Source organism: Streptomyces javensis (assembly GCF_039525925.1).
Taxonomy (GTDB): Bacteria; Actinomycetota; Actinomycetes; order Streptomycetales; family Streptomycetaceae; genus Streptomyces; species Streptomyces asiaticus.
Window position 1 is genome coordinate 19,995 of record NZ_BAAAIF010000025.1, and the last position, 20,489, is coordinate 40,483.

Annotated in this window: 18 protein-coding genes and 1 pseudogene; 5 read left to right on the forward strand and 14 right to left on the reverse strand. The window is 73.1% G+C overall.

Annotated features, from left to right (window positions below):
* Positions 1-158 precede the first annotated feature (158 nt).
* From ABD329_RS22580 to ABD329_RS22600, 5 genes are all read right to left on the reverse strand, one after another.
* Positions 159-1,088, reverse strand: coding sequence for a DUF2797 domain-containing protein (locus ABD329_RS22580; RefSeq protein ID WP_425574370.1), 930 nt, complete (start codon positions 1,086-1,088; stop codon positions 159-161).
* Positions 1,088-1,327: a DUF6332 family protein gene (locus ABD329_RS22585; protein ID WP_198280956.1), complete on the reverse strand. Its 240-nt coding sequence runs from the start codon at positions 1,325-1,327 to the stop codon at positions 1,088-1,090. Before ABD329_RS22585 ends, ABD329_RS22580 begins: the two co-directional genes overlap by 1 nt.
* A gap of 6 nt (positions 1,328-1,333) precedes the next feature.
* Positions 1,334-1,864 carry a DUF4442 domain-containing protein gene (locus tag ABD329_RS22590; RefSeq protein ID WP_246619018.1) on the reverse strand — a complete coding sequence of 177 codons (531 nt, stop codon included), beginning with the start codon at positions 1,862-1,864 and terminating at the stop codon, positions 1,334-1,336.
* Positions 1,865-2,040: 176 nt separating this feature from the next.
* On the reverse strand, positions 2,041-2,775 hold the full coding sequence (locus ABD329_RS22595) for a maleylpyruvate isomerase family mycothiol-dependent enzyme (protein WP_198280957.1): 735 nt from the start codon (positions 2,773-2,775) through the stop codon (positions 2,041-2,043).
* A 53-nt stretch (positions 2,776-2,828) separates the two neighbouring features.
* Positions 2,829-4,085 (reverse strand): MFS transporter, encoded by a 1,257-nt coding sequence (locus ABD329_RS22600; RefSeq protein ID WP_344316817.1) that lies wholly within the window; start codon positions 4,083-4,085, stop codon positions 2,829-2,831.
* Between the two features lie 17 nt (positions 4,086-4,102).
* On the opposite strand from ABD329_RS22600, the gene ABD329_RS22605 reads away from it, so the two are divergent.
* Positions 4,103-5,332, forward strand: coding sequence for an ROK family protein (locus tag ABD329_RS22605; protein WP_198281612.1), 1,230 nt, complete (start codon positions 4,103-4,105; stop codon positions 5,330-5,332).
* Positions 5,333-5,464: 132 nt separating this feature from the next.
* On the opposite strand, the gene ABD329_RS22610 is transcribed toward ABD329_RS22605, so the two are convergent.
* Entirely contained in the window at positions 5,465-5,878 is a 414-nt protein-coding gene (locus tag ABD329_RS22610; protein ID WP_198281613.1) for a hypothetical protein, read from the reverse strand.
* 294 nt (positions 5,879-6,172) lie between these two features.
* Between ABD329_RS22610 and ABD329_RS22615 the strand changes: the two genes are divergently transcribed.
* Together ABD329_RS22615 and ABD329_RS22620 are read left to right on the forward strand one after the other, a co-directional pair.
* Entirely contained in the window at positions 6,173-7,105 is a 933-nt protein-coding gene (locus tag ABD329_RS22615) for an ArsR/SmtB family transcription factor (protein WP_344316818.1), read from the forward strand.
* 134 nt (positions 7,106-7,239) lie between these two features.
* Positions 7,240-7,530, forward strand: coding sequence for an SHOCT domain-containing protein (locus ABD329_RS22620; protein WP_198281615.1), 291 nt, complete (start codon positions 7,240-7,242; stop codon positions 7,528-7,530).
* Positions 7,531-7,917: 387 nt separating this feature from the next.
* Here ABD329_RS22620 and ABD329_RS22625 read toward each other — a convergent pair.
* Positions 7,918-8,373: pseudogene (locus ABD329_RS22625) on the reverse strand (ATP-binding protein); the annotation flags it as partial.
* 184 nt (positions 8,374-8,557) lie between these two features.
* Positions 8,558-8,893, reverse strand: a complete 336-nt coding sequence (locus tag ABD329_RS22630) for a hypothetical protein (protein WP_020873483.1) — start codon at positions 8,891-8,893, stop codon at positions 8,558-8,560.
* A 152-nt stretch (positions 8,894-9,045) separates the two neighbouring features.
* Between ABD329_RS22630 and ABD329_RS22635 the strand changes: the two genes are divergently transcribed.
* The gene (locus ABD329_RS22635) at positions 9,046-10,194 is read left to right on the forward strand and encodes a PLP-dependent cysteine synthase family protein (RefSeq protein WP_198280623.1); all 1,149 of its coding nucleotides are present in this window, start codon (positions 9,046-9,048) and stop codon (positions 10,192-10,194) included.
* Positions 10,195-10,317: 123 nt separating this feature from the next.
* On the opposite strand, the gene ABD329_RS22640 is transcribed toward ABD329_RS22635, so the two are convergent.
* Together ABD329_RS22640 and ABD329_RS22645 are read right to left on the reverse strand one after the other, a co-directional pair.
* Positions 10,318-10,788, reverse strand: coding sequence for an SRPBCC family protein (locus ABD329_RS22640; RefSeq protein WP_198280621.1), 471 nt, complete (start codon positions 10,786-10,788; stop codon positions 10,318-10,320).
* Positions 10,789-10,812: 24 nt separating this feature from the next.
* Positions 10,813-11,658, reverse strand: a complete 846-nt coding sequence (locus ABD329_RS22645; RefSeq protein WP_198280620.1) for a DeoR/GlpR family DNA-binding transcription regulator — start codon at positions 11,656-11,658, stop codon at positions 10,813-10,815.
* A 202-nt stretch (positions 11,659-11,860) separates the two neighbouring features.
* Here ABD329_RS22645 and ABD329_RS22650 point away from each other — a divergent pair, with 202 nt between their 5' ends.
* A complete protein-coding gene (locus ABD329_RS22650) occupies positions 11,861-14,245 on the forward strand; it encodes a hypothetical protein (protein WP_246618961.1) in 2,385 nt (794 codons plus the stop codon).
* Here the strand turns inward: ABD329_RS22650 and ABD329_RS22655 are convergent.
* The 4 genes from ABD329_RS22655 to ABD329_RS22670 form a co-directional block, all read right to left on the reverse strand.
* A complete protein-coding gene (locus ABD329_RS22655) occupies positions 14,215-16,650 on the reverse strand; it encodes a right-handed parallel beta-helix repeat-containing protein (RefSeq protein WP_344316820.1) in 2,436 nt (811 codons plus the stop codon). The genes ABD329_RS22650 and ABD329_RS22655 overlap by 31 nt on opposite strands.
* A gap of 191 nt (positions 16,651-16,841) precedes the next feature.
* Positions 16,842-17,444: an Rv1733c family protein gene (locus ABD329_RS22660; protein WP_198279979.1), complete on the reverse strand. Its 603-nt coding sequence runs from the start codon at positions 17,442-17,444 to the stop codon at positions 16,842-16,844.
* Positions 17,445-17,524: 80 nt separating this feature from the next.
* A complete protein-coding gene (locus tag ABD329_RS22665) occupies positions 17,525-19,282 on the reverse strand; it encodes a GAF domain-containing sensor histidine kinase (protein WP_198279978.1) in 1,758 nt (585 codons plus the stop codon).
* Between the two features lie 115 nt (positions 19,283-19,397).
* Positions 19,398-20,465, reverse strand: coding sequence for a universal stress protein (locus ABD329_RS22670; RefSeq protein ID WP_425574368.1), 1,068 nt, complete (start codon positions 20,463-20,465; stop codon positions 19,398-19,400).
* Positions 20,466-20,489: the final 24 nt, after the last annotated feature.

The following is a 20,489-nucleotide window of genomic DNA, read 5'->3' on the forward strand; positions in this document are numbered from 1 at the left end:
GGTTTTGTGGTCCGGGCTCTGCGGTCCGGGTTTTGGGCCCCGGGTTTTGTGGTCCGGGTTTTGGGCTCCGGGTTCTGCGGCCCGGGTTTTGTGGGCCGGGTTTTGTGCTCCCGACCCTCCGCCCAGCACGGCCCTCCGCGCGGAACAGTCCCCTCGGCTCAGAACAGCCCCTCCGGGGCCTCCGCTTCCCGTTCCCGCCGCGCCACCGGCGCCGTCGTCGGGGCGTCCGCGGCGCCCGCCGCCAGTGGCCAGCCCGCCAGCTGTCGGGTGTCCAGCAGCAGGGCCCGGCCGTCCGTCGCGGTCAGATGGATGTCCGGGCCCGCCACGGCGTCGATACGAGCGGCCACGGTGGCGTCGGGGACGAGCCGGACCAGCCCCGGCGCCGGGCGCACCCGGTCCAGATGGAACGCCACGTCATGGTGGACCGGCTCGAACGGGGCCAGGGCCAGCGATTCCGGCAGACCGCTCAGGCCGCGCGCCCGCTGGTGGAGCGCGGCGAGGTCGGCGGCCCGGCGCTCAGGTGGCGGCGGGGCCTCGCGTGCGGCGCGCTTGGCGGCGTAGGGGAAGCGGTCCGGGACGCCGAGCGCGGCGCCCAGCACGGCCTCGGCGCGGCGCGCGGCCATCAGCGGGCCACGGCCCAGCAGACAGTACGAGAGGGCGGCCTGTTCCAGCAGCCGTGCCCCCTCGCGCTCGGCCGCGGTGATCCCCACCTTGACCAGCTCCGGGCCGAACCAGGCGAGATAGACGTCGTAGGGGCGCGGATCGTCCGTACGGGTGTCGGCGGCCACGGAGTACGAGCGGTCCAGCCGGGCGCAGTCCGGGCACTGCGCCGATACGGCGGAGGCCGGGACCTCGGCCCCGGCCGGGCACGGGGTGTGCCGGGCGCCCCTGCGGACGCCGACGCAGGCGCGCCGGGGGCCGGTGGTGAACGAGAGCGGGCGGTCCGGCGTCAGCGGGGAGAGCCGCTCGCCCTGGACCGGATGGCGCCAGACCAGAGCGGGCCCGCCGCGGGCCCAGCGCGCCCCGGCGCACTGCCAGTGTGCGGGCCCCGGGTCCTGGCTCTGGCCCTGGCTCTGGCCCTGGGGCATCAGCGCCGCCGGGAGAAGAGCCACAGTGCCCGCACCAGGCGGACGGCGAATCCGGCGGTGGCCACCGCGAAGGCGGCTCCCTGCCAGGCCCGCTCATGGGCCCGGTCCAGGTCGCCGAAGAGGGCGGGGCTCGCGACCGCGACATAGAGCACGGCCGCCAGCAGACCGGCCGTGACCAGGGCGAACACTATCTCGATGGTGAGCGCGTCGCGTTCGTTCTGGGTACGGGGTCCGGTCATCTCGTGTCAGCCCTCCGTCTGGTGTCCGATGGCCGCCGCCGGGTCGGTACTCGCCGGCCCCGGCCCGCGCTGCCCGTCATGGTGCTTCCGGCGCACATACAGCTGCTTCCGTACGCGTGCCACGACCGTACCGTCCGCGGCGACCACCTCGTTCTCGAACCACGGCAGCGCCTTGCCGCCGTCCGCCGTGGCCTCGCGGATCTCCTCGAGCCGCTCCTCGGTGAGCTTGAAGTCGGCGAACACATCGCCCCGGCCGGGCGAGACGAAGTCGATCTCGCCGGCCTTGTCCCAGACGATGTAGTCCCGGCCGAGCCGTCGCATCACCAGCAGCATCCAGAACGGGTCGCTCATCGAGAACAGCGAACCGCCGAAATGGGTCCCCACGTAGTTGGAGTTGAAGCGGCGCAGCCGCAGTCTGACGCGGGCGCCGCTCCAGTCCTCCGCCAGGTGGACCACCCGCACTCCGGCGAAGAGATAGGGCGGCCACCAGTTCATCGCGCGGCGCAGTCCGCGCGGCGACATCGATCGACGTGACATGACAGGAAGCTAACACGGGTTATTACTCGTCGGTAACTCGAGCGGTTGGCCCGCCCGAGCGGTTGGCCCGCCCCAGCGGCGGGCGCAACCAAGTGGTGCGCGTACCCGAGCGGCGGGCGCCCCCAAGCGGCGGGCGCAACCCGAGCGGTGTGGTCGCGCCCCGAGCCGCCGGGAGGTCAGATCCCCGAGTGCTCCCGCCACAGCTCGGCCAGCTTCTCGTCCCCCTCCGTGGTCAGCGCGGAGATCGGCAGCCGGTTCCAGAGCGCGAGATAGAGGTCGCCGGCCGGGCCGCTGAACTCGCAGTCGGCCGCCCCCTCGCCATGGCGCTCGGTGCGCGGAGCGTCCTGGGACAGCCGCATCGTCCAGACCGCGCCCTGGTCCGTGGTCCGCACCCGGAGCGTGCGCGGGGTGTCCGTGCGCACCCGGGACCGGTCCAGGCTGTGGAAACCGGCCAGCAGCTCATCGACCCCGTCGGCCGCGAACTCCGGGGTGACCGGGGAGAAGTCCCCGCCGCGCGCCGACTCCGCGTCGATCCGGTGGATGGCCGTCTCATGGGCCTGGCGCCGGACCCAGAACGCCAGCGGGGACTCCGAGGGCAGGAAGGTGAAGCACTTCACCTCGGGGTCGGCATGGGTGAGGACGTCGACAAGACGGCCATGGACCTCGCGGTACCACGACACCAGCTCCGCGTCGGCAGGTGCCCCCTCGACGGTCGGCCGGACCGGCTCGGTCAGGCCCTCGGCGACGAACCGGGCGGCCCAGCCGTGCACCCGGCCGATATGCGACAGCAGGTCCCGGACGCGCCAGTCAGGGCAGGTGGGAACGGGGGCGTCCACCCCGGCTTCGGCCGCGGCGTCGGCCAGCAACCGGCCCTCGCGGTCGACGATTTCGATCAACTCGGCATTCTCCATGTCGGAATCATGCCAGCCGCCTCCGACAGCGCCGGGCCGAGCCGGACGGACTGTCAGCTTCCGGCCGTGCGCGCGGCATTCCGCGTGCCGTACGCGACGACGGCCGCCACGGCGGCCAGCGCCGCGACCGTGGTGAGCGCGACCGGCAGCGAGTACCAGTCGGCGAGGAAGCCGATCGTCGGGGGGCCCAGCAGCATGCCGCCGTAGCCGAGCGTGGAGGCCGCGGCGACCCCGCCCGGCCCCGTCAGTGCGCCCGCCCGCGCGATGGCGACCGGGAAGAGGTTGGCCAGCCCCAGCCCGGTGACCGCGAAGCCGAGGAGGGCCGGCCAGATCGTGGGCGCGAGCGAGCCCAGCAGCATTCCGGCCGTGGCCGTGGCACCGCCCGCGATCAACGCTCTGGTCTGGCCGAGCCGTTCGAGCAGCGCGGTGCCGCTCAGCCGCCCGACGGCCATCATCAGGGCGAAGACGGCGTAGCCCGCGGCGGCGAGCCCGGCGGACGCGTCGAGGTCCTGGTGCAGATGGAGCGCGGCCCAGTCGGCCATCGCACCCTCGCCGTACGCCGTGCAGAGCGCGATCAGGCCGAACACGGCGACGAGCCACCGGGCGCGCCCCGGCCGCTGTCCGCCGGGGGACGACTCGGGGTCGGCGGTGGGCCCGGACTCGGCCGCGGGTGCCGTGCCGCTCCTCGGCGTGGGCACCGGCAGCGAGATCAGCGCCCGGCCCGCGACAGCCGTGAGCAGCAGCCCGAAGACCGCGAGCAGCGACAGATGGCGGGTGGGGGAGAGCTGGTCGGCGATCAGCCCGCCCAGCCCGGCCCCGGCCATCCCGCCCAGGCTGAACGCGGCGTGGAAACCGGGCATGACCGGGCGGCGCAGGGCCGCGATGAGGTCGACGGCCGCGCTGTTCATGGCCACGTTGAGGGCGCCGAACCCGGTGCCGAAGACCAGCAGCACCAGGCCGAGGGCGAGCGCGGAGTGGGTCAGCGGCGGCAGCGCGACGGAGCCCGCGAGCAGCACACCGGCGGCCACGGTCGTCGGATGGTTGCCGTAGCGGCGGCACAGGCGTCCGGTGGCCATCATCGTGGCCGTACCGCCCGCCGACACGCCGAGCAGCGCCAGCCCCAGCGCACCCTCCGAGGCGCCCGTCTGGTCCTTGATCGCGGGGATACGGGCGACCCAGCCCGCGAACACGAATCCGTCGAGGAAGAAGAACGCGGTGATGGCGGCGCGGAGTCGGGTGAGGTCGCGATCCGTGGAGACGGAGCGGCGCGCGCCCGGAATGGCCGTCCGTGTTTTGTTTGGAGTCGGCACAAAGTGAGAATAGAGGCGTGACCCAGACACGGACAAGGCTCGAGCGCGGCCGAAGCGCTCTCGGCCCGGCACTGGCACTCGTCCACACCGGCCGCGCCCCCACCCGCGCCGTGCTCACCGCCGAACTCGGGGTGACCCGCGCGACCGCGGGCGCCGTCGCCGCCGAATTGGAGGCGCTCGGCCTGATCCAGGTCGACTCGCGACCGCTCGGGGCCGCCGGGGCGCAGGGCCGTCCCTCTCACCGGCTGTCGATCGCGCCGCACGGGCCGGTCGCGCTCGCCGCCCAGGTGCACGCCGACGGCTTCCGCGCGGCGCTGGTCGCACTCGGCGGACAGACCGTGGCCACCGCCCCCGGCTGCATGACCGTGCCCGCCGACCCGGCGCATGTGATCGACGCGGTCGTCGAGGCCGGCGCCCGGCTGCTGCGGGAGACCGGCCGCCGCTGTGTGGGCGCGGGGCTCGCCGTCCCGTCCGCGGTCGCCGAACCGGAGGGCACCGCCCTGAACCCGCTGCACGTCGCCTGGCCCGCGGGCGCTCCGGTGCGCGAGCTGTTCAACCGCAGCCTGGCCGCGGCCGGGATCCGCGGCGACGACGGCGAGCCGGTCACCGGCTTCGCGGGCAATGACGTCAACCTGGCGGCGCTCGCCGAACACCGCCATGGCGCGGGCGGCGGCGCCCAGCATCTGCTCTGCGTCGCAACAGGGCACCGGGGCGTCGGTGGCGCGCTGGTGCTCGACGGGCGGCTGCACACGGGCAGCGCGGGGCTCGCCCTCGAGGTGGGCCATCTGACCGTCAACCCCGAGGGACCGCCCTGCCACTGCGGCAGCCGCGGCTGTCTGGACATCGAGACCGATCCGCTCGCCTTCCTGAAGGCGGCCGGGCGTGAACCGGGCCCGGAGGTGTCCCTGTTGCGGCAGGCCCGCGATCTGCTGCGCGAGGAGTACGCCACGGCGCCGTCCGTAAGGGCGGCCACCGGGCAGCTCATCGACCGCCTCGGCCTCGGGCTCGCCGGTCTGGTCAACATCCTCAACCCGGACCGCATCATCCTCGGCGGGCTGCACCGCGAACTCCTGGAGGCCGACCCGGAGCGGCTGCGCGCCGTGGTGGCGGAGCGCAGCCTGTGGGGCCGGAGCGGCGGTGTGCCGATTCTGCCGTGCACGCTGGACCACAACAGTCTGGTCGGAGCGGCGGAGTTGGCGTGGCAGCCGGTGCTCGACGATCCGCTGGCGGCCCTGGGCGTGGTTTGATTCCCCCGTTACGGCCGGGTCCCCCGTTTTCCCGGCCGCCGATATCGCTTTTCCGGATCCCATTGAGTTCGCCGGATGCCGCCCCGCTGCGGCGATGCGTATATGCGGTGGGGCGGCGGTGGGTTCAGGCGGTCAGGCGGCCCAGGAACCGTTGGACGCCGCGGTGGAGCGGAAGTCGAAGTAGAAGCGGGTGCCATTGGTGACATCCGTCGCTATCGCCGTCCACTGGTTCGCCTTGGCGAGCTTGTAGGAGCCCTGGCAGTAGTCGCTGCCCGAGCTCGGCTTGAAACACACCGCGACATAGCGGTCGGTCTTGGGCTTGATGTTGATGTCGTTGCAGGCGCTCGTGGTCGTGAGGTAGCTGCCCGGATTGGGATAATAGCGCGCGCCCGACGCCTTGGAATAGGACCTCGCCCCGTCGTAGCAGGCCTGGACCGAGCTGTTTCCGGTCTCGGCCGCGCCGGCGGTGGTGGCGGTCATGAGTCCGCCGGTCGCCAGGAGCAGTCCGCTCGCGGCCGATACGAGAATCCTGCTGCTCTTCCGCATGATCTCCCCGTTCCTTTCCCTCAGGAAAAAGTGATCCCCGTCGAATCCCGCCGTGGTAATCCGGCGATCATGGCGGATAATCGCCTCGCCGGTCCCTTGTGGGGGTTCCTTGTAGCGCCCACTATTGCCACCTCCCGTCCCGCTCGGCCATCCTGTTTCCCGAGGAGTCAAAAGCCGAGATTAAACGGGGGGAACGGCGTGCTCCGTATCCATTTCACCGATGCGGATCTGGGAAAGACCCGGATGTCCGCGACGTTTGATCCATTATGGGAGGTCGCCTCCAGCCTGCATCGATTGCAGAGCCGCGGAGGCCGCTGGGCCTATGCCGACTGGTACCGGACCACCTTGGAGCGGGTCCATAAGCGCGGGCTGAACCGGCTGCTGCGCGAGGTGCTGCTGCCGCTCTTCCCGCGCGCGGTGTACTTCCCGGACTTCCTGACGCCCAGCCAGTCCGAGCACGGTCTGGAGGCGGGCCTGGAGAGCATCCTCGGCACCCCGCGCCACCGGGTCGAGCGGGAGCTGGCCCTCTTCACCCATATCGTCGGCGCCCCGCCCTGGGCGGGCCGGCTGACCGGGATAGCGGGTCGCGAGGAGCTGGTGCGGGCGATCCGGACCTACTACGAGGCCGCCGTCGCGCCCTGCGACGACCCGCTGCGGGCCCGCACCGAGGCGGAACGGGCGGCGCGCGCCCGCGATCTGCTCGACGGCGGCGTGCACGGGATGCTGGCCGGGCTCGGGCCGACGATGCGCTGGCGACCACCCGTTCTGTACGTCGACTACCCCGCCGAGCACGACCTGCGGCTCAACGGGCGCGGGCTGCGCCTCGTACCGTCCTACTTCTGCTGGCGGACCCCGGTCACCATGGCCAACCCCGAACTGCCGCCGGTGCTCTTCTACCCCCTGCTGCGCGCGTCGTCGCCCACTGCGGCGGAGCCCCACGCCCGGCCCCACGGCCCGGCCGGGCCCGACGCTCCGACGGCCCCGCTGACCGCCCTGCTGGGCCGCACCCGGGCGACCGTGCTGTGCGCCGCCGCGGCGGGCGCCGGGGCGACCACTGGTGAACTCGCCCGCGCGGTGGGGGTGTCCGTCTCCTCCGCCAGCAAGCATGCCACCGTGCTGCGCGAGGCGGGACTGCTCAGCAGCAGTCGCTACGCGGCGAGCGTGCTGCACACCCTCACGCCGGTCGGCGCCTCCGCCCTCCGCGCCAGCCGCTCCGCCCCCGCCTGAGCCGCGCGGAGCGGCGCCGTGTACCCCGCCGGGAGTACGTGAACTGTCCCCGGCCGTACGACGACCCGGACGCCGTCGGGAGCGACGCTCGGAAGTGACCCACCAGGACGTCACTTCCGAGGAGCGCGATCACGATGAACACCCTGGCCTACGGGCACCCCGACGGACCCGGTCCCTGGATCCTGCTGTTCCCGCTGATGTGGGTGCTGGTCATCGGCGGCGGAATCGCCCTGCTGCGCCGTACGGCGTGGCGTGGGGGCGTTCCCTGGCGGCAGGGCCCCCCGGCGCTCGGCGAACAGTCGCCGATCGCGGTGCTGGGCCGTCGCTTCGCGGCCGGTGAGATCGACGAGGACGAGTACTGGCGCCGACTGTCCGTCCTGGACGAGCAGTTCGGCCGTCATGCGACGAAGGGCGGGGCCCTCTGACGGCGAGGGCGGAGCCCGGGGCGGTACGGGCCGCCGGGCGTCGCCGGGCTGTCCCGCCTCGCTGGAGGCGGGACGCTCGCATGCTCAGTGGGCGGCTGCCGACCGGGCGGCCGCGGGGGGCCGCTCGCGCACCGCGGGCGCCGGAGCGGCGTTGGCCGGTGCCGGGGCCGGAGCGGCGGCGGCAGCGGGTGCCGGTGCCGCGGCGACGGGTTCGGGGGTGAGGGGTGCGGGCGTCGGTGCCGGGGCGACGGGTGCCGGTGCCGGTGCGACGGGCGCCGGGGCGACAGGCGTCGGAGTCGGGGCGGTGACGGGCTCGGGGGCGGGCGCGGGGCCGGTGAGGGGCGCGGTGGACGCCGGCGCCGGACGGGAGGCGACCCCGCGAAGGGGCGGCGCGGTGCGGCCCGTTCCGTACGAGGCGAAGGGCGGCTTGGCGGTGGCGGCGGGCCGCGGCACGGCCAGCGTGAACCAGACGACCTTTCCGCCGCCGTCGTCCCGAGCGTGCATCCCCCAGCTCTGGCTGACGGCCGCGACCAACGCGAGCCCCCTGCCATGGGTGGCGAAGGGATCGCACGCCTGAACGCGAGGCAGTCGCGGATCCTGGTCGCGGACCGATACGGTCAGCCGGTCCAGCATGAGGGCGATCTCCACCGTGCACTGCTTGTCCGGCTCGGCGTGCCGATGGACATTGGTGAGCAGTTCGGTGACGCCGAGCGCCGCCGGGTCGATGAGCGGATCCAGATGCCAGTAGCGCAACTGCGCCGACACGATTCTGCGGACCTGTCCGATCCGCGACGGCAGGGCCTGGAGCTCCACCGTGCAATGCCTGCTAGGACGACTGATCACGGCTGCGACTCCCTGAAGACGTGGGGCTAGCCTGATTCAGATGCGGGCGACGAACACGTTCAGCAGTGGTGGCTGCTGGGCGCGACCGGTGGGACGGTTCTCAGCGTCACCGCTTGTTGACCCTCAGTGATACTGATACTCGTCCAGGGTCGGTCCCACCGCGCGCATGCGCAACTCGGCCGCCTCACCTCTTCGAGGCGTGCCCCCGGGCGGACCGGACGGCGTCGAGGAAGCGGCTGGCGGCGCCCGAGCCGGACTTGGCCGAGGTGGACTTGGCGTCCTGTGAGCCGAGGGTGAGGCGGTAGCGGGTGCCGTTCACGGTGGCCATGGCCTGGTCCCCGTCCACGAACCAGGGCTTGCTCGCGCGCACCGACTGCACGGGCGCGCTGTCGATCTCGCTGCCGTAACTGGTCAGCAGCTGTAGCCGACCGTCCTTGATCATGACCTGTCCGGCGCGGGTGACCGAGCGCAGGAATCGCTCGATCCGCACTCCCCTGGCGTTGAACTCCGTATCGGCCATCACAACCGCCTCCCCGATGGCTCCGACTGGCACTGTGCCGCCGCCTCTCATTTTCCCTGTTGCGCAGTGTGCCCGTGACCGGCCCCGGACACCAGGGCGCACTGGGGGACAATGAGGATCGAAACGGCATGAGTATGCCACCTGGGCTGGGCATGAGGCACAAGCAGGAGGAGTGGGCGTTGGACGGCACGGCGCGCGGGGGTATCGAGACGATCGACGTGGATCGCAGCGACCACGGCTACCGCGAGTGGCTGAAGGAAGCCGTCCGTAAGGTGCAGGCCGACGCCCAGCGGTCCGCGGACACCCATCTGCTGAGCTTCCCGCTGCCCGAGCGCTGGGGGATCGACCTCTACCTCAAGGACGAGTCCACCCACCCCACGGGAAGTCTCAAGCACCGCCTGGCACGCTCGCTGTTCCTCTATGGGCTGTGCAACGGCTGGATCCGGCCGGGCAAGCCCGTGATCGAGGCGTCCAGCGGTTCGACCGCCGTATCCGAGGCGTACTTCGCCAAGCTGATCGGAGTGCCCTTCATCGCGGTGATGCCCCGCACGACCAGTCGGGAGAAGTGCCGCCTGATCGAATTCCATGGCGGCCAGTGCCATTTCGTGGACGACCCGCGGACGATGTACGAGGAGTCCGCCGCCCTCGCGGCGGAATCCGGGGGCCACTACATGGACCAGTTCACCTACGCCGAGCGGGCCACGGACTGGCGCGGCAACAACAACATCGCCGAGTCGATCTATCAGCAGCTGCGTCTGGAGCGCTATCCCGAACCGGCATGGGTCGTGGCCACGGCGGGTACCGGTGGCACATCGGCGACCATCGCCCGCTATGTCCACTACATGCAGTACGACACCCGGGTGTGCGTCGCCGACCCGGAGAACTCCTGCTTCTTCGACGGCTGGGTGCACCACGACGCCCACGCCTCCAGCGACCACGGCTCACGCATCGAGGGCATCGGCCGCCCACGGATGGAGCCCAGCTTCGTACCGGGCGCGATCGACCGGATGATGAAGGTCCCGGACGCGGCGAGCGTCGCCGCCGTGCGCGCCCTGGAGCGCGGTATCGGCCGTAAGGCGGGCGGCTCCACCGGGACCGGGCTGTGGAGCGCGCTGCGGATCGTCGCGGAGATGGTCGCCGCGGGGCGGACCGGGAGCGTGGTGACGCTGCTGTGCGATCCGGGGGAGCGGTATCTGGACAAGTACTACTCGGACGCGTGGCTCGAGGAGCAGGGGCTGGACATCGAGCCGTATGTGAAGACGCTCGACATCTTCCTCACCACCGGCAACTGGACGGACTGACCTCCGCCCTTACGGCCGCCGTCACGCCCTTACGGCCGCCGTCACGCCCTTACGGCCGCCGTCACGCCCTTACGGCCGCCGTCGCGTCCGTATGGTCGCCACTTCGCCCGTACGGCGGCGTCGTCAGGCCGCCGCCACCATCCGGTCCAGGTTCCGCACCGCCTGGTGGAACGCGCGGCGCAGGCCCGGCCGCATCGCCCGTACGGCACCGCGCAGCACCGCCGTGCCGTCCACCGCGAAGACATAGCGCACCACGGTCCCACCGTCCGCCGGCCGCAGCGTCCACTCCTCCAGCAGCGCCCGCAGCCCCGGTACGTTGGTCTCGTCGACACGGTAGGCGTAGCGCTCATACGGATCCGCCGCCATGACCGTCTCGCGGAAGTGGGTGCCGCCCATGAGGCGGATCTCCCTGCCCTTGCCGCCGTCCGTGGAGCGGGCGTCCTTGACCTGCCGGAACCACCGCGGCCAGCCCTCGACGTCGGTGAACGCCTCGAACACCGCCTCCGGAGCGGCCGAGACCTTGGCGACGAAGGCGAGCCGCACCGGGGCGGTCTCGGCGTACTCCAGTCCGACGGAACGCAACCGGTGTGTCATGGACACACGATAACTGTCGGGGTGTCAGATGTCTGCGGTGCGGACCGGCTCGCCCGCCACCACCAGCTCCGGCAGATACTCGGAGATCTCCGCCCGTGCGTCCTCCGGCAGCCCCGGGTCCGTGACCAGCGCGTCCACCTGGTCCAGCGAGGCGAAGGAACTCAGCCCCACCGTGCCCCACTTGGTGTGGTCCGCGACCACCACCACCCGCCGCGCGGACCTGACGAAGTGGCGGTTGGTCTCCGCCTCCGCGAGATTCGGCGTCGACAGACCCGCCTCCACCGATATGCCGTGCACCCCGAGGAAGAGCACATCGAAGTGGAGCGAGCGCACCGCCGCGTCCGCGACCGGCCCCACCAGCGTGTCCGACGGCGTCCGCACCCCGCCGGTGAGCACGACGGTGGCCGCGCCCGGGCGCGGGCCCACCCCGCCGAGCGCCGCCGACCGCTGGGCGTTGTAGAACACATCGGCCACCCGGACCGAGTTCGTGACCACGGTCAGATCGGGCACCTCCAGCAGCTGCTGGGCCAGTGCGAAGGCCGTGGTGCCCCCGGCCAGGGCGATCGCGGTGCCCGGCGTGGCCATCGCGGCCGCCGCCTTGGCGATGTCCTCCTTGGCGCTCAGCTCGAGGCCCGACTTGGCCTCGAACCCGGGCTCGTACGTGCTCGCCTCGGCCACCGGCACGGCCCCGCCGTGCACCTTCTCCACGACGCCCAGCCTGGCCAGCGCGTCGAGATCGCGACGAACCGTCATGTCCGAGACATTGAGCTTGCGCGTCAGCTCGTTGACCCGGACCCCGCCGCGCCGCCTGACCTCATCGAGAATCAGGGCACGCCGCTGCTCCGCGAGCAGGTTCTGGTTGTCGCTCACCCTGCCTCGTCTCCCTCTGGTCGGCCCTCGTCGCCCGCGCGTTCATCTTCGCATGAGGCGAGGACGGCCGAGTGCCGGTGCACCCAGGGTTACGATTTCGCCACGCCCGCCGTGTCAGGGTCGGGGAAGGTGGCCGATGGGCACAATCCTGGAGCCAGAACGACCGCACCACACCGGATCGGGGGACACGGTGCCATCGACCATGCGTACGGACACACCGGCCGACGCGTCGGAACACGCGAGGACGGCCCGCAAGGGCGGGGCGCCACCACCCGATCTGGAACTCCTCGTACACGGGGTGGGCGGCACCACCCCCGAGGAGATGCTGGGCGATCCGCGCACCAGCCCGGTCACCGGCGACGAGACCGCGGCGGTCTACCGCAGGGCGGACGACATCGACGCCGAGCAGCGCCCGCCGGAGGACCGCGAGGGCCCGGACCGCGACGGCCCGATCCGCGAGGCGTACGTCTGGTGCAACCTCACCTCGGGCAACAGCTCCCGGGCCCTGTGGCTGCTCTTACTGCCGTTCATGGTCGCCAACCTCGCCCACTGGATGCGGCCCCCGGCCGACCGGCGCGAGCGCACCGTGCGCACCTACGGTCTGCTCGTCCGGCTCGTGGCACTCACCCTGTCCGTGCTGCTGATCGCCGGGGCCTGCGAGGTGGCCCTGGACCTGGTCGCCTGGCAGTGCGCCGGTTCGGCCGACTGCGCCGGGGGCAAGTCCTGGCTCGGCTTCCTGTCCCCGGAGAACCACGGCTGGTGGAGCCAGCCCGGCCGCAGGCTCGCGCTCGCCGCGGTGCTGCCCGGCGCGCTCACCGGACTGCTGTGGTACCTGTCCAACCGCACCTGGAGCGCGTACGAGGCCTCCCCGCCGCTGGAGCGCCCCGTCGACGAGTCGGCGCCCGAGGCGGGCAACCGCCCCGCGCTGTGCCTGCCCGGCTTCTGGTACGGCCGCAGGATCGTCGCCCGGCTGCGCGCCGCGCACACCGCCGCGGGCTTCCTCACCATCGCCGCGGGCCTGACCCTGCCCACCACCACCTATGACCGCGAACCGGGCGGCAGCGGGCTTCAGGACACCGCGGGCTGGGCGCTGCTGACGCTGCTCTGCGCGGGCGCGGTCACGGTGGTGGCCGTGGTGTGCTACCGCGGCCGCAGCGAGTCCAAGGTCGACGGGGAACTGGACCGCATCACCATCACCGCGCTGCCCGGCGCCGCCCTCGCGGTGCTGGCGCTCTCCGTCCTGTACGCCGGCTGGTCCCGCCCCGGCTGGGTCTCCACCCACCAGCTACCGGGCAACGAGGCGTTCTGCGCCATCGCCATCGGGGAGGGCGCGCTGATCGTGACCATGGCGGTGTGCGCCCTGGTCCTGCACCGGGCCGCGCCCGGCCGCACCCCGCTGTACGGGCTCGCCGGGCCCGCCGTCGCCGTACTCGCCTGCGGGCTCGGCGCGGTGCTCGCGGGCGGTGTCGCCCAGCGCTTCGCCGACTGGCTGGACGGCGGCGGCACCCCGGGCGAGGGGCCGGGGATAGCGCCTCCGGTGCTGCTGACCTGGCTGGCCACCGCCATCCCCGCACTGCTGCTGGTCCTGGTCGTCCTGCTGGTGATCTTCACCGTAAGGGTGTGGCGGGTGCGCAACCGACTGCTGCCGACCATCATGGACGGCTATCCGGGGGAGCGGCCCGACGCCGTACGCACCCGGCGGATCGCGGCCACGATCGCCCGCGCGGGCCTCACCGACTCCGCGCCCTGGATCGTCGGCCCGGTCGCGTTCCTCACCCTGCTGTTCGGCGCCCTGTGCGTCACCGCGGCCTGGGTCACCGACGAGGTGCCGGGGCGGGCCGCCGACGGCGCGCCCGGGGCCGTGGACGCCGCCGCCCAGACGGCGCAGGCGCTGGGTTCCTGGCTGATGGGGCTGGCCTTCCTGATGCTGGTCACGTTCGCCCGCCGCGCCTACCGCAGCCCCTCCGCCCGCCGCACCATCGGCATCCTGTGGGACGTGGGCACCTTCTGGCCGCGCGCCGCCCACCCCTTCGCGCCACCGTGCTACGCCGAGCGGGCGGTGCCCGACCTGACCTGGCGGATGGAGACCTGGACCCGCGAGCACGGCGGCCGGCTGGTCATCTCCGGCCACTCCCAGGGCAGTGTGCTGGCCGCCGCGGCGGTCTGGCAGGTGGACCACCGCACCCGCGGCCAGGTCGCGCTGCTCACCTACGGCTCACCGCTGGAGCGGCTCTACGGGCGTTGGTTCCCCGCCTACTTCGGGCCTACCCAGCTGCTCTCGCTCCACGGTGAGGTGCGCTGCTGGCGCAATCTGTGGCGCTACACCGACCCGATCGGCGGCCCCATCAAGCTGCCCGACGGCAGCGGGCCCGAGGTCGACTGCGACGCGCTCAAGGACCCGCTGGCCTACGGCCGTACGACCGAACACCCGCTGCCCGCACCGATCCTGGGACACGGCGACTACCAGGCCGACCCCGCCTTCGACCGGGAGCGGGCCGGGCTGCTGGCCCGGCTCCCGGAGCAGACCCCGCCACCCGCGGCGGAGGAGGCCGCCGGTCAGATGAGCTCCGGCAGGTCCTCGGGGTAGAGCAGCGTGAGGTCGTCCGTGGTCGGGTCGCTCAGCTGGGCGACCCGGCCCGCGTGCCGCTCCACCATCGCCTCGAAGGTCTGCCGGGCGGTGCGGCCGTTGCCGAACGCGGGGCCCTTGGGGAGCGCCGTGAAGTACTTCAGCAGCCCCTCCGACGCCCCCTCGCCGATCCGGTACTCATGCTCCTCGGCCTGCTGCTCCACGATCCGCAGCAGCTCCTCCGGGCTGTAGTCGCCGAAGGTGATGGTGCGCGAAAAGCGGGAGGCCACACCGGGGTTGACGGACAGGAAGCGCTCCATCTCCGCCGTGTACCCCGCGACGATGACCACGACCGAGTCCCGGTGGTCCTCCATCAGCTTGACCAGGGTGTCTATGGCCTCCCGGCCGAAGTCCCGGCCGGAGTCCTCCGGGGAGAGGGCGTACGCCTCGTCGATGAACAGCACCCCGCCGCGCGCCCGGTCGAACGCCTCCTGGGTGCGGATGGCCGTGGAGCCGATGTGCTCACCGACCAGGTCCACCCGGGAGACCTCCACCAGATGGCCGCGCTCCAGCACCCCGAGCGAGGCCAGGATCTCCCCGTAGAGCCGGGCTACCGTCGTCTTACCGGTGCCGGGGGAGCCGGTGAAGACCAGATGGCGGCGGACGGAGGCGGCCTTGAGCCCGGCCTCCTGACGCCGCCGGCCCACCTCGATCATGTCGGTGAGGGCCCGCACCTCGCGCTTGACGCTCTCCAGCCCGACCAGCGCGTCCAGTTCGCCCAGCACCGCCGTGGACGGGCGGACGGCGACCGGGGGCTCGGTGGCGGGCGCGGAGGTCTGGGCGGCCCGCTGCGCCGGGACGCCGCCCAGCAGCCCGCCCGTCGAGGCGGTCTCCACGGCGGGCGCGGTGATCGGGGGCTGGGCGGGCGCGCCCGGGGAGCCCAGCGCCGTGGTGGCGCTCTCGTCGCTGGTGCAGTCCTCGACGACCGGCCCCGCCTCGGAGAACTCGTAGCCCCCGCGCGCGCACCGCTCCGTACGGCACCGGGTCAGGGTGGTGCGGCAGCCGTCGATGATGTGGAAGCCATAGCCCCCGCTGCCGGTCACCCGGCAGCCGGTGAACGTGCCGCGGCCCTCGGCGGAGACATAGAACCCGGCCTCCGTCGGCCCGGAGACCGTGGTGCGCTCGACCGTCGGATCCGCGCCCTTGGTGACGATCACTCCGGTGGCGGCGCCGTCTATGGTGCAGTTGGCGAGCGTGCCGCCGCTGCCGTGGTCACGGAACCACGCCCCGGTGGCCGCCTCCCGGATGCGGCAGTCGTCCAGCTGGACGATGGCCCCGTCGCTGACCGAGACCGCGGTGGAGCGCACCTGGGACAGATCGCTGTCGACCACATCGACCCGCGACCCCCGGTCCAGCACGAACAGGGCGTCCGGCACCTCGCGCACCCGGCACGAGTCGAGCACCGCGGTCGCCCCGTCGCTCACCCACACCGCCGGATAGTCGCCGGTGCTCTCGTGCAGCTCGCACTGGTTGGCGTCCACCCGGGTGCCCGGGTCCCACACCGACAGGCCGTTCCGCCCGAACCGGCGCACCGTGGACCGGGTCAGCGTCAGCACCGAACGCGACCTCAGGTCGATCGCGTTCTCCGGGACGTCATGGATCTCGCAGTCGGCGAGCGTGAGCACCGCGTCCGTGTCCAGGTTGACCCCGTCGGCCGTCGTACGGTGCACCCGGCAGTCGGTCAGACTCCCGGTGGCGCGCCCGGAGACCTGCACCCCGGCGCCCCGGATCTCGTACACCTCACAGCCGACGGCCTCCAGCGAGGAGCCCTCGCCGGTCAGCGAGAACCCCGCCCCCGAGGCGTGGTGCACCCGGCAGCGGTCCAGGCGCGGACGGGCGCCGCCGCGCACCGCCACTCCGGACTGCCCGGCGGCCACCACCTCGCACTCCTCGAACACCCCGCCCGCGCCGTCCAGCACGCTGAGCCCGACGCCCGCGGGGTTGTCCACGGTGCAGCGCCGCACGGTCGGGCGGGCGCCGCCGCGCACCTCGATGCCGACCGCGGAGCGCGTGGCCACCCGTACGTCCGTCAGCTCCGGGGTGCCGTCCTCGATCAGCAGCGCGGGGGCGGCCGAGTCCTGGCCCTCGACATGCAGATCCTGGACCACGGCGGAGGCCCGTACCGTCAGGGCGACTCCGTCCACCGGCGCGATCCGCACCGAACCGCGCGCCGAGCCCTCGGGCCCGCGCAGGGTGACGGCCCGGCCCACCACCAGATTCTCGCGGTAGGTGCCGGGCGAGATGGAGAGCACATCACCGTCCCCAGCGGCCTCCAGGGCCGCCGTGAGGGAGGCGTACTCTCCGGTGCGGCGCCGCCACCGCGACGTTCCGCTGTGCGTCACCTGGACGACCGAGCCCTGTGCCATGGTGCTGCTGTGCCCCCACCTCGTGCGTTGCCGGTGTGCGCGCCTGACCGCCGCTGCCGACTGCCGCTGCGCATATGGAATGCCCCACCGTAGCGTGCGCGAGGCGCCATGAGTTGACGTGGCTGTGGAGCACGGGGGGAGTTGTGTGTTCGTATGACAACTCCTGGCCGGACGTTGCCCGGTCGCACGGGTCAGCTGTCGGCGTCCGCCCGTCCCCAGTCCTGACCGGCGCGCTCCCAGGCGATGCCCCACTGTGCGTAGCGCCGGCGCATGAGCCGCCATACGACCAGCCGCCGGGCGCCGTCCACCAGGACCGCCGTCACCCCGGCCGCGCCGATTCCGGCCAGCACGGCGTGGGTGGTGGCCGTGGCGGTGTCCAGCGGACGGCCCACCGGGCGACCGTGGTCATCGGTCCAGATCCGGAACCGCTCGCCGGGATCCGCGCCGGGGTGAGCACCCAGCGTGCCCTCGTGTCTGCTGCCGTCCGGCCCCGTCCAGCGGGCGAGGACGCGGCGATGGGCGTCTCTCGCGGAAGCGGTCTCGGGATCGGAGTCGATGGGTGGCTGCGGCAGCACCTTCACCACGGTGGCCGAGAGCGGATGACGCTCGGCGCGCTGCTTCTGCGCGGCCTTCACCAGCGCCCCGTGTGCCAGGGACCCCGACGTCCAGCCGACCGCGGGGGCGACGAGCAGGATGAGTACCGCGGCGACCAGCGCCGCGCACGCCTCCATCACGTCCGTCTTACGGCGCAGCGGGTTGCGCCGCCAGCGCCACAGCCCCCAGATCATTCGCATGGATCACATACCCCCTTCCCCGTTCGTGAGTACCGCATGGCGAGCCGGATATGCGCGTATTCGGTGGAGAGAGAGCAATATCACGGGGTCAGCCCCTTCGCCGTTCCGGCGGGCCGTCGGCGGGGCAGGGGGACACACCAGACCAGCCGGGTGCCGCCCGCCTCGGGCGCCTCGATGTCCAAAGTGCCGCCCAGGAGCTCGGCCCGGGACCGCATATTGATCAGTCCTCCGCTGGGCGCGGCGCCCCCGGTGCCCACCCCGTTGTCCGTGACCTCCAGGGTGATGTCGGCCCCGACGGCCAGCCGCACCTCCACCCGCTGGGCATGGGCGTGCCGCACGGTGTTGCTGAGCGCCTCGGCCAGCACCGCCAGCACATGGTCGCCGGTCTCGTCCGGCACATCGGTGTCCACCGGGCCGTCCATCAGCAGCGACGGTGCGAAACCCAGGGTGTCCGAGGCCGAGCGGACGGCCTTGACCAGTCGGCGCCGCAGCGTGGCGGGTTCGCCGCCGTCGTCCCCGACCGTGCGCAGGGCGAAGATCGTGGAGCGGATGATCTTGATGGTCTCGTCCAGGTCGTCGACGGCCCGCCCCACCCGCTCGGCCGCCTCCGGTCGGTCGATCAGCCGGCCCGCGCTCTGGAGGGTGAGCCCGGTCGCGAAGAGCCGCTGAATGGCCAGATCGTGAAGGTCCCGGGCGATCCGGTCCCGGTCCTGGAGCAGCGCCATGTGCTCGGACTCGGCGCGGTGCCGGGCCAGTTCCAGGGCCAGGGCCGCCTGCGCCGCGAACCCCGAGAGCAGCTCCACCTCGTGGTCGTCGAACGGCTGCCGCCCGGCCAGCCGGCACAGCCGCAGCGCACCGGAGGCCCGCTCGCCCGTGACCAGCGGTACGGCCACCACCGGGCCGAACTCGCTCTCCGGAGCCGGCAGCGGCCAGGACCGGGCCCGCGAGTCCACCCGTACGTCCGAGGCGACCGCGGGGCGCCCGGTGCGGGCCGCGAGCCCGGCCAGCGAGCCGTCGGACGGCACCACGAGCCCGCCGATGAGCTCGGCGTCATGCCCCTCGGCCACCTCGACCATCAGCGAGTCCCTGCCGGTGGCCGGCAGCAGGATCGCCGCCGAGTCGGCCAGGGCCACCTGGAGGGCGAGCCGGGCGATCAGACTCAGCACCTCGCCCGCCGAGGTGCCCGCCAGCAGCGTACGGGTGATGACGCCGAGCGCTTCCAGCCACTGCTCGCGGCGCCGGCTCTCGTGGTACAGCCGGGCGTTGTCGATGGCCACCCCGGCGGCGACCGACAAGGTGGTCAGCACCGCCTCGTCATCGGCGTCGAACTGGGCCCCGCCGCGCTTCTCGGTCAGATAGAGGTTCCCGAAGACCTCGTCACGGACCCGGATCGGTACGCCCAGGAACGAGCGCATCGGCGGATGGTGCTCGGGGAAGCCGTAGCTGGCCGGATGCTCCGACAGATCGGTGAGCCGCAGCGGCTGCGGGTGCCGGATCAGCTCGCCGAGCAGCCCGTGGCCACTGGGCAACGGGCCGATGCGGTACGCCTGTTCCTCGGACATGCCCACCGGCAGGAACTGCGAGAGCCGATGCCGGTCGACCACGCCCAGCGCGCCGTACTCCGCGTCGGCCAGCACCACCGCGGACTCCACGATCCGGCGCAGCACCTGCTCCAGGTCCAGTTCGCGGCCCACGCTGAGCACGGCCTCCAGAAGGCTGTGCATCCGGTCCTGGGTGGACCGGGCCGCGTCCAGCCGGGCCTGGAGCTCATCGAGGAGCTGGTCGAGCCGGAGTTGGGGGAGGGCCGGATGGCGTCCCTGGTCCGCACTGCCCGACACCTGGCCTCCATCCCCCCATGACCCTCTCACCAGCAGGGTAGCCGGGGCGGGGGCCGGTGGTGGCGGAGATGGAAGGAACTCGGCCAGGGTCGGGGGGCCGCCGGGCGACCGGCGCCTAGGAAACCGGCACCACGGCGACCGGGCACTTGGCGTGATGCAGCACCGCGTGGTTGACAAGCCCCAGTTGCATGCCGAAGTGCCCCTGCCGCCGCCGGGCCCCCACCACCAGCAGATCCGCGTGCGCGGAGGCGTCCAGCAGCGCCTTGCGCGCTGGGCCCTCGACCGGGCGGTGGGCCACCGGCACCGGCGGCAGCCCGGCCGCCGTGGCGCCGCCCAGCGTCTCGTCCAGGAGCTCGGCGGCGCGCCACTCGTGCGCCTCACGCGCGCTTTGCACCTCGCGCGTCCCTTGCGCCGCACGTTCCCCTTGCGTTGCAGGGGCCCCTCGCGTCCCACGCATCCCTTGCGCCTCACGCGCCCCCTGCTCCTCGTGCGCACCGTGGCCCCCGCGCCCGCCGCGGGTCCCGGGCCCGCCGTGGTTCCCGGGCCTCGAGTGGTCCTCCGGGCCCGCGCAGCGCCAGGCGTGCACCGCCTCCAGCTCGCCGCCGCGCAGCCGCGCCTCGCGGAGGGCGAACGCCACGGCGGCGGAGGGCGGCGCGGACTCCTGTTCGCCCGGGCGCTCGCGCTCGGCGATCCCCACCACCACCCGGTTCATCCCGCCGCGCACGTTCTCCGGGCGGCCGCGCACCACGACCACCGGGCACTGGGCGCGGGCCGCGATGCCCAGTCCGACCGAGCCGAGCAGCAGCGAGGCGAACTCGCCGCGGCCGCGCGAGCCGACCACCAGCGCCTCGGCGCTCTTCCCGGCGTGCAGCAGAGCGGTGACCGCGTCGTCCGCCGCCAGATCGGTCATCACCTTCAGGGCCGGCACCCGCCGCCCGGCCCGCTCGGCCGCGGTGGCCAGCACCGCCTCGCTGTGCAGCCGCTCGGCGGGGCGGTCTGCGGCCGTTCCGGGGATATAGCCCTCGTACCGCTCCCACAGCGAGGCGTGGACGATGCGCAGCGGCAGCCCGCGGCGCCCGGCCATCTCGGCCGCCCAGTCCAGTGCGTCCGAGGCGGCGTCCGAACCGTCCACCCCGACGACCACGGGAAGCTCCACCGTGCCCACCGCCTCTCCTGTCGGCACCTGGAAATGTCCCTTCCCATTGTC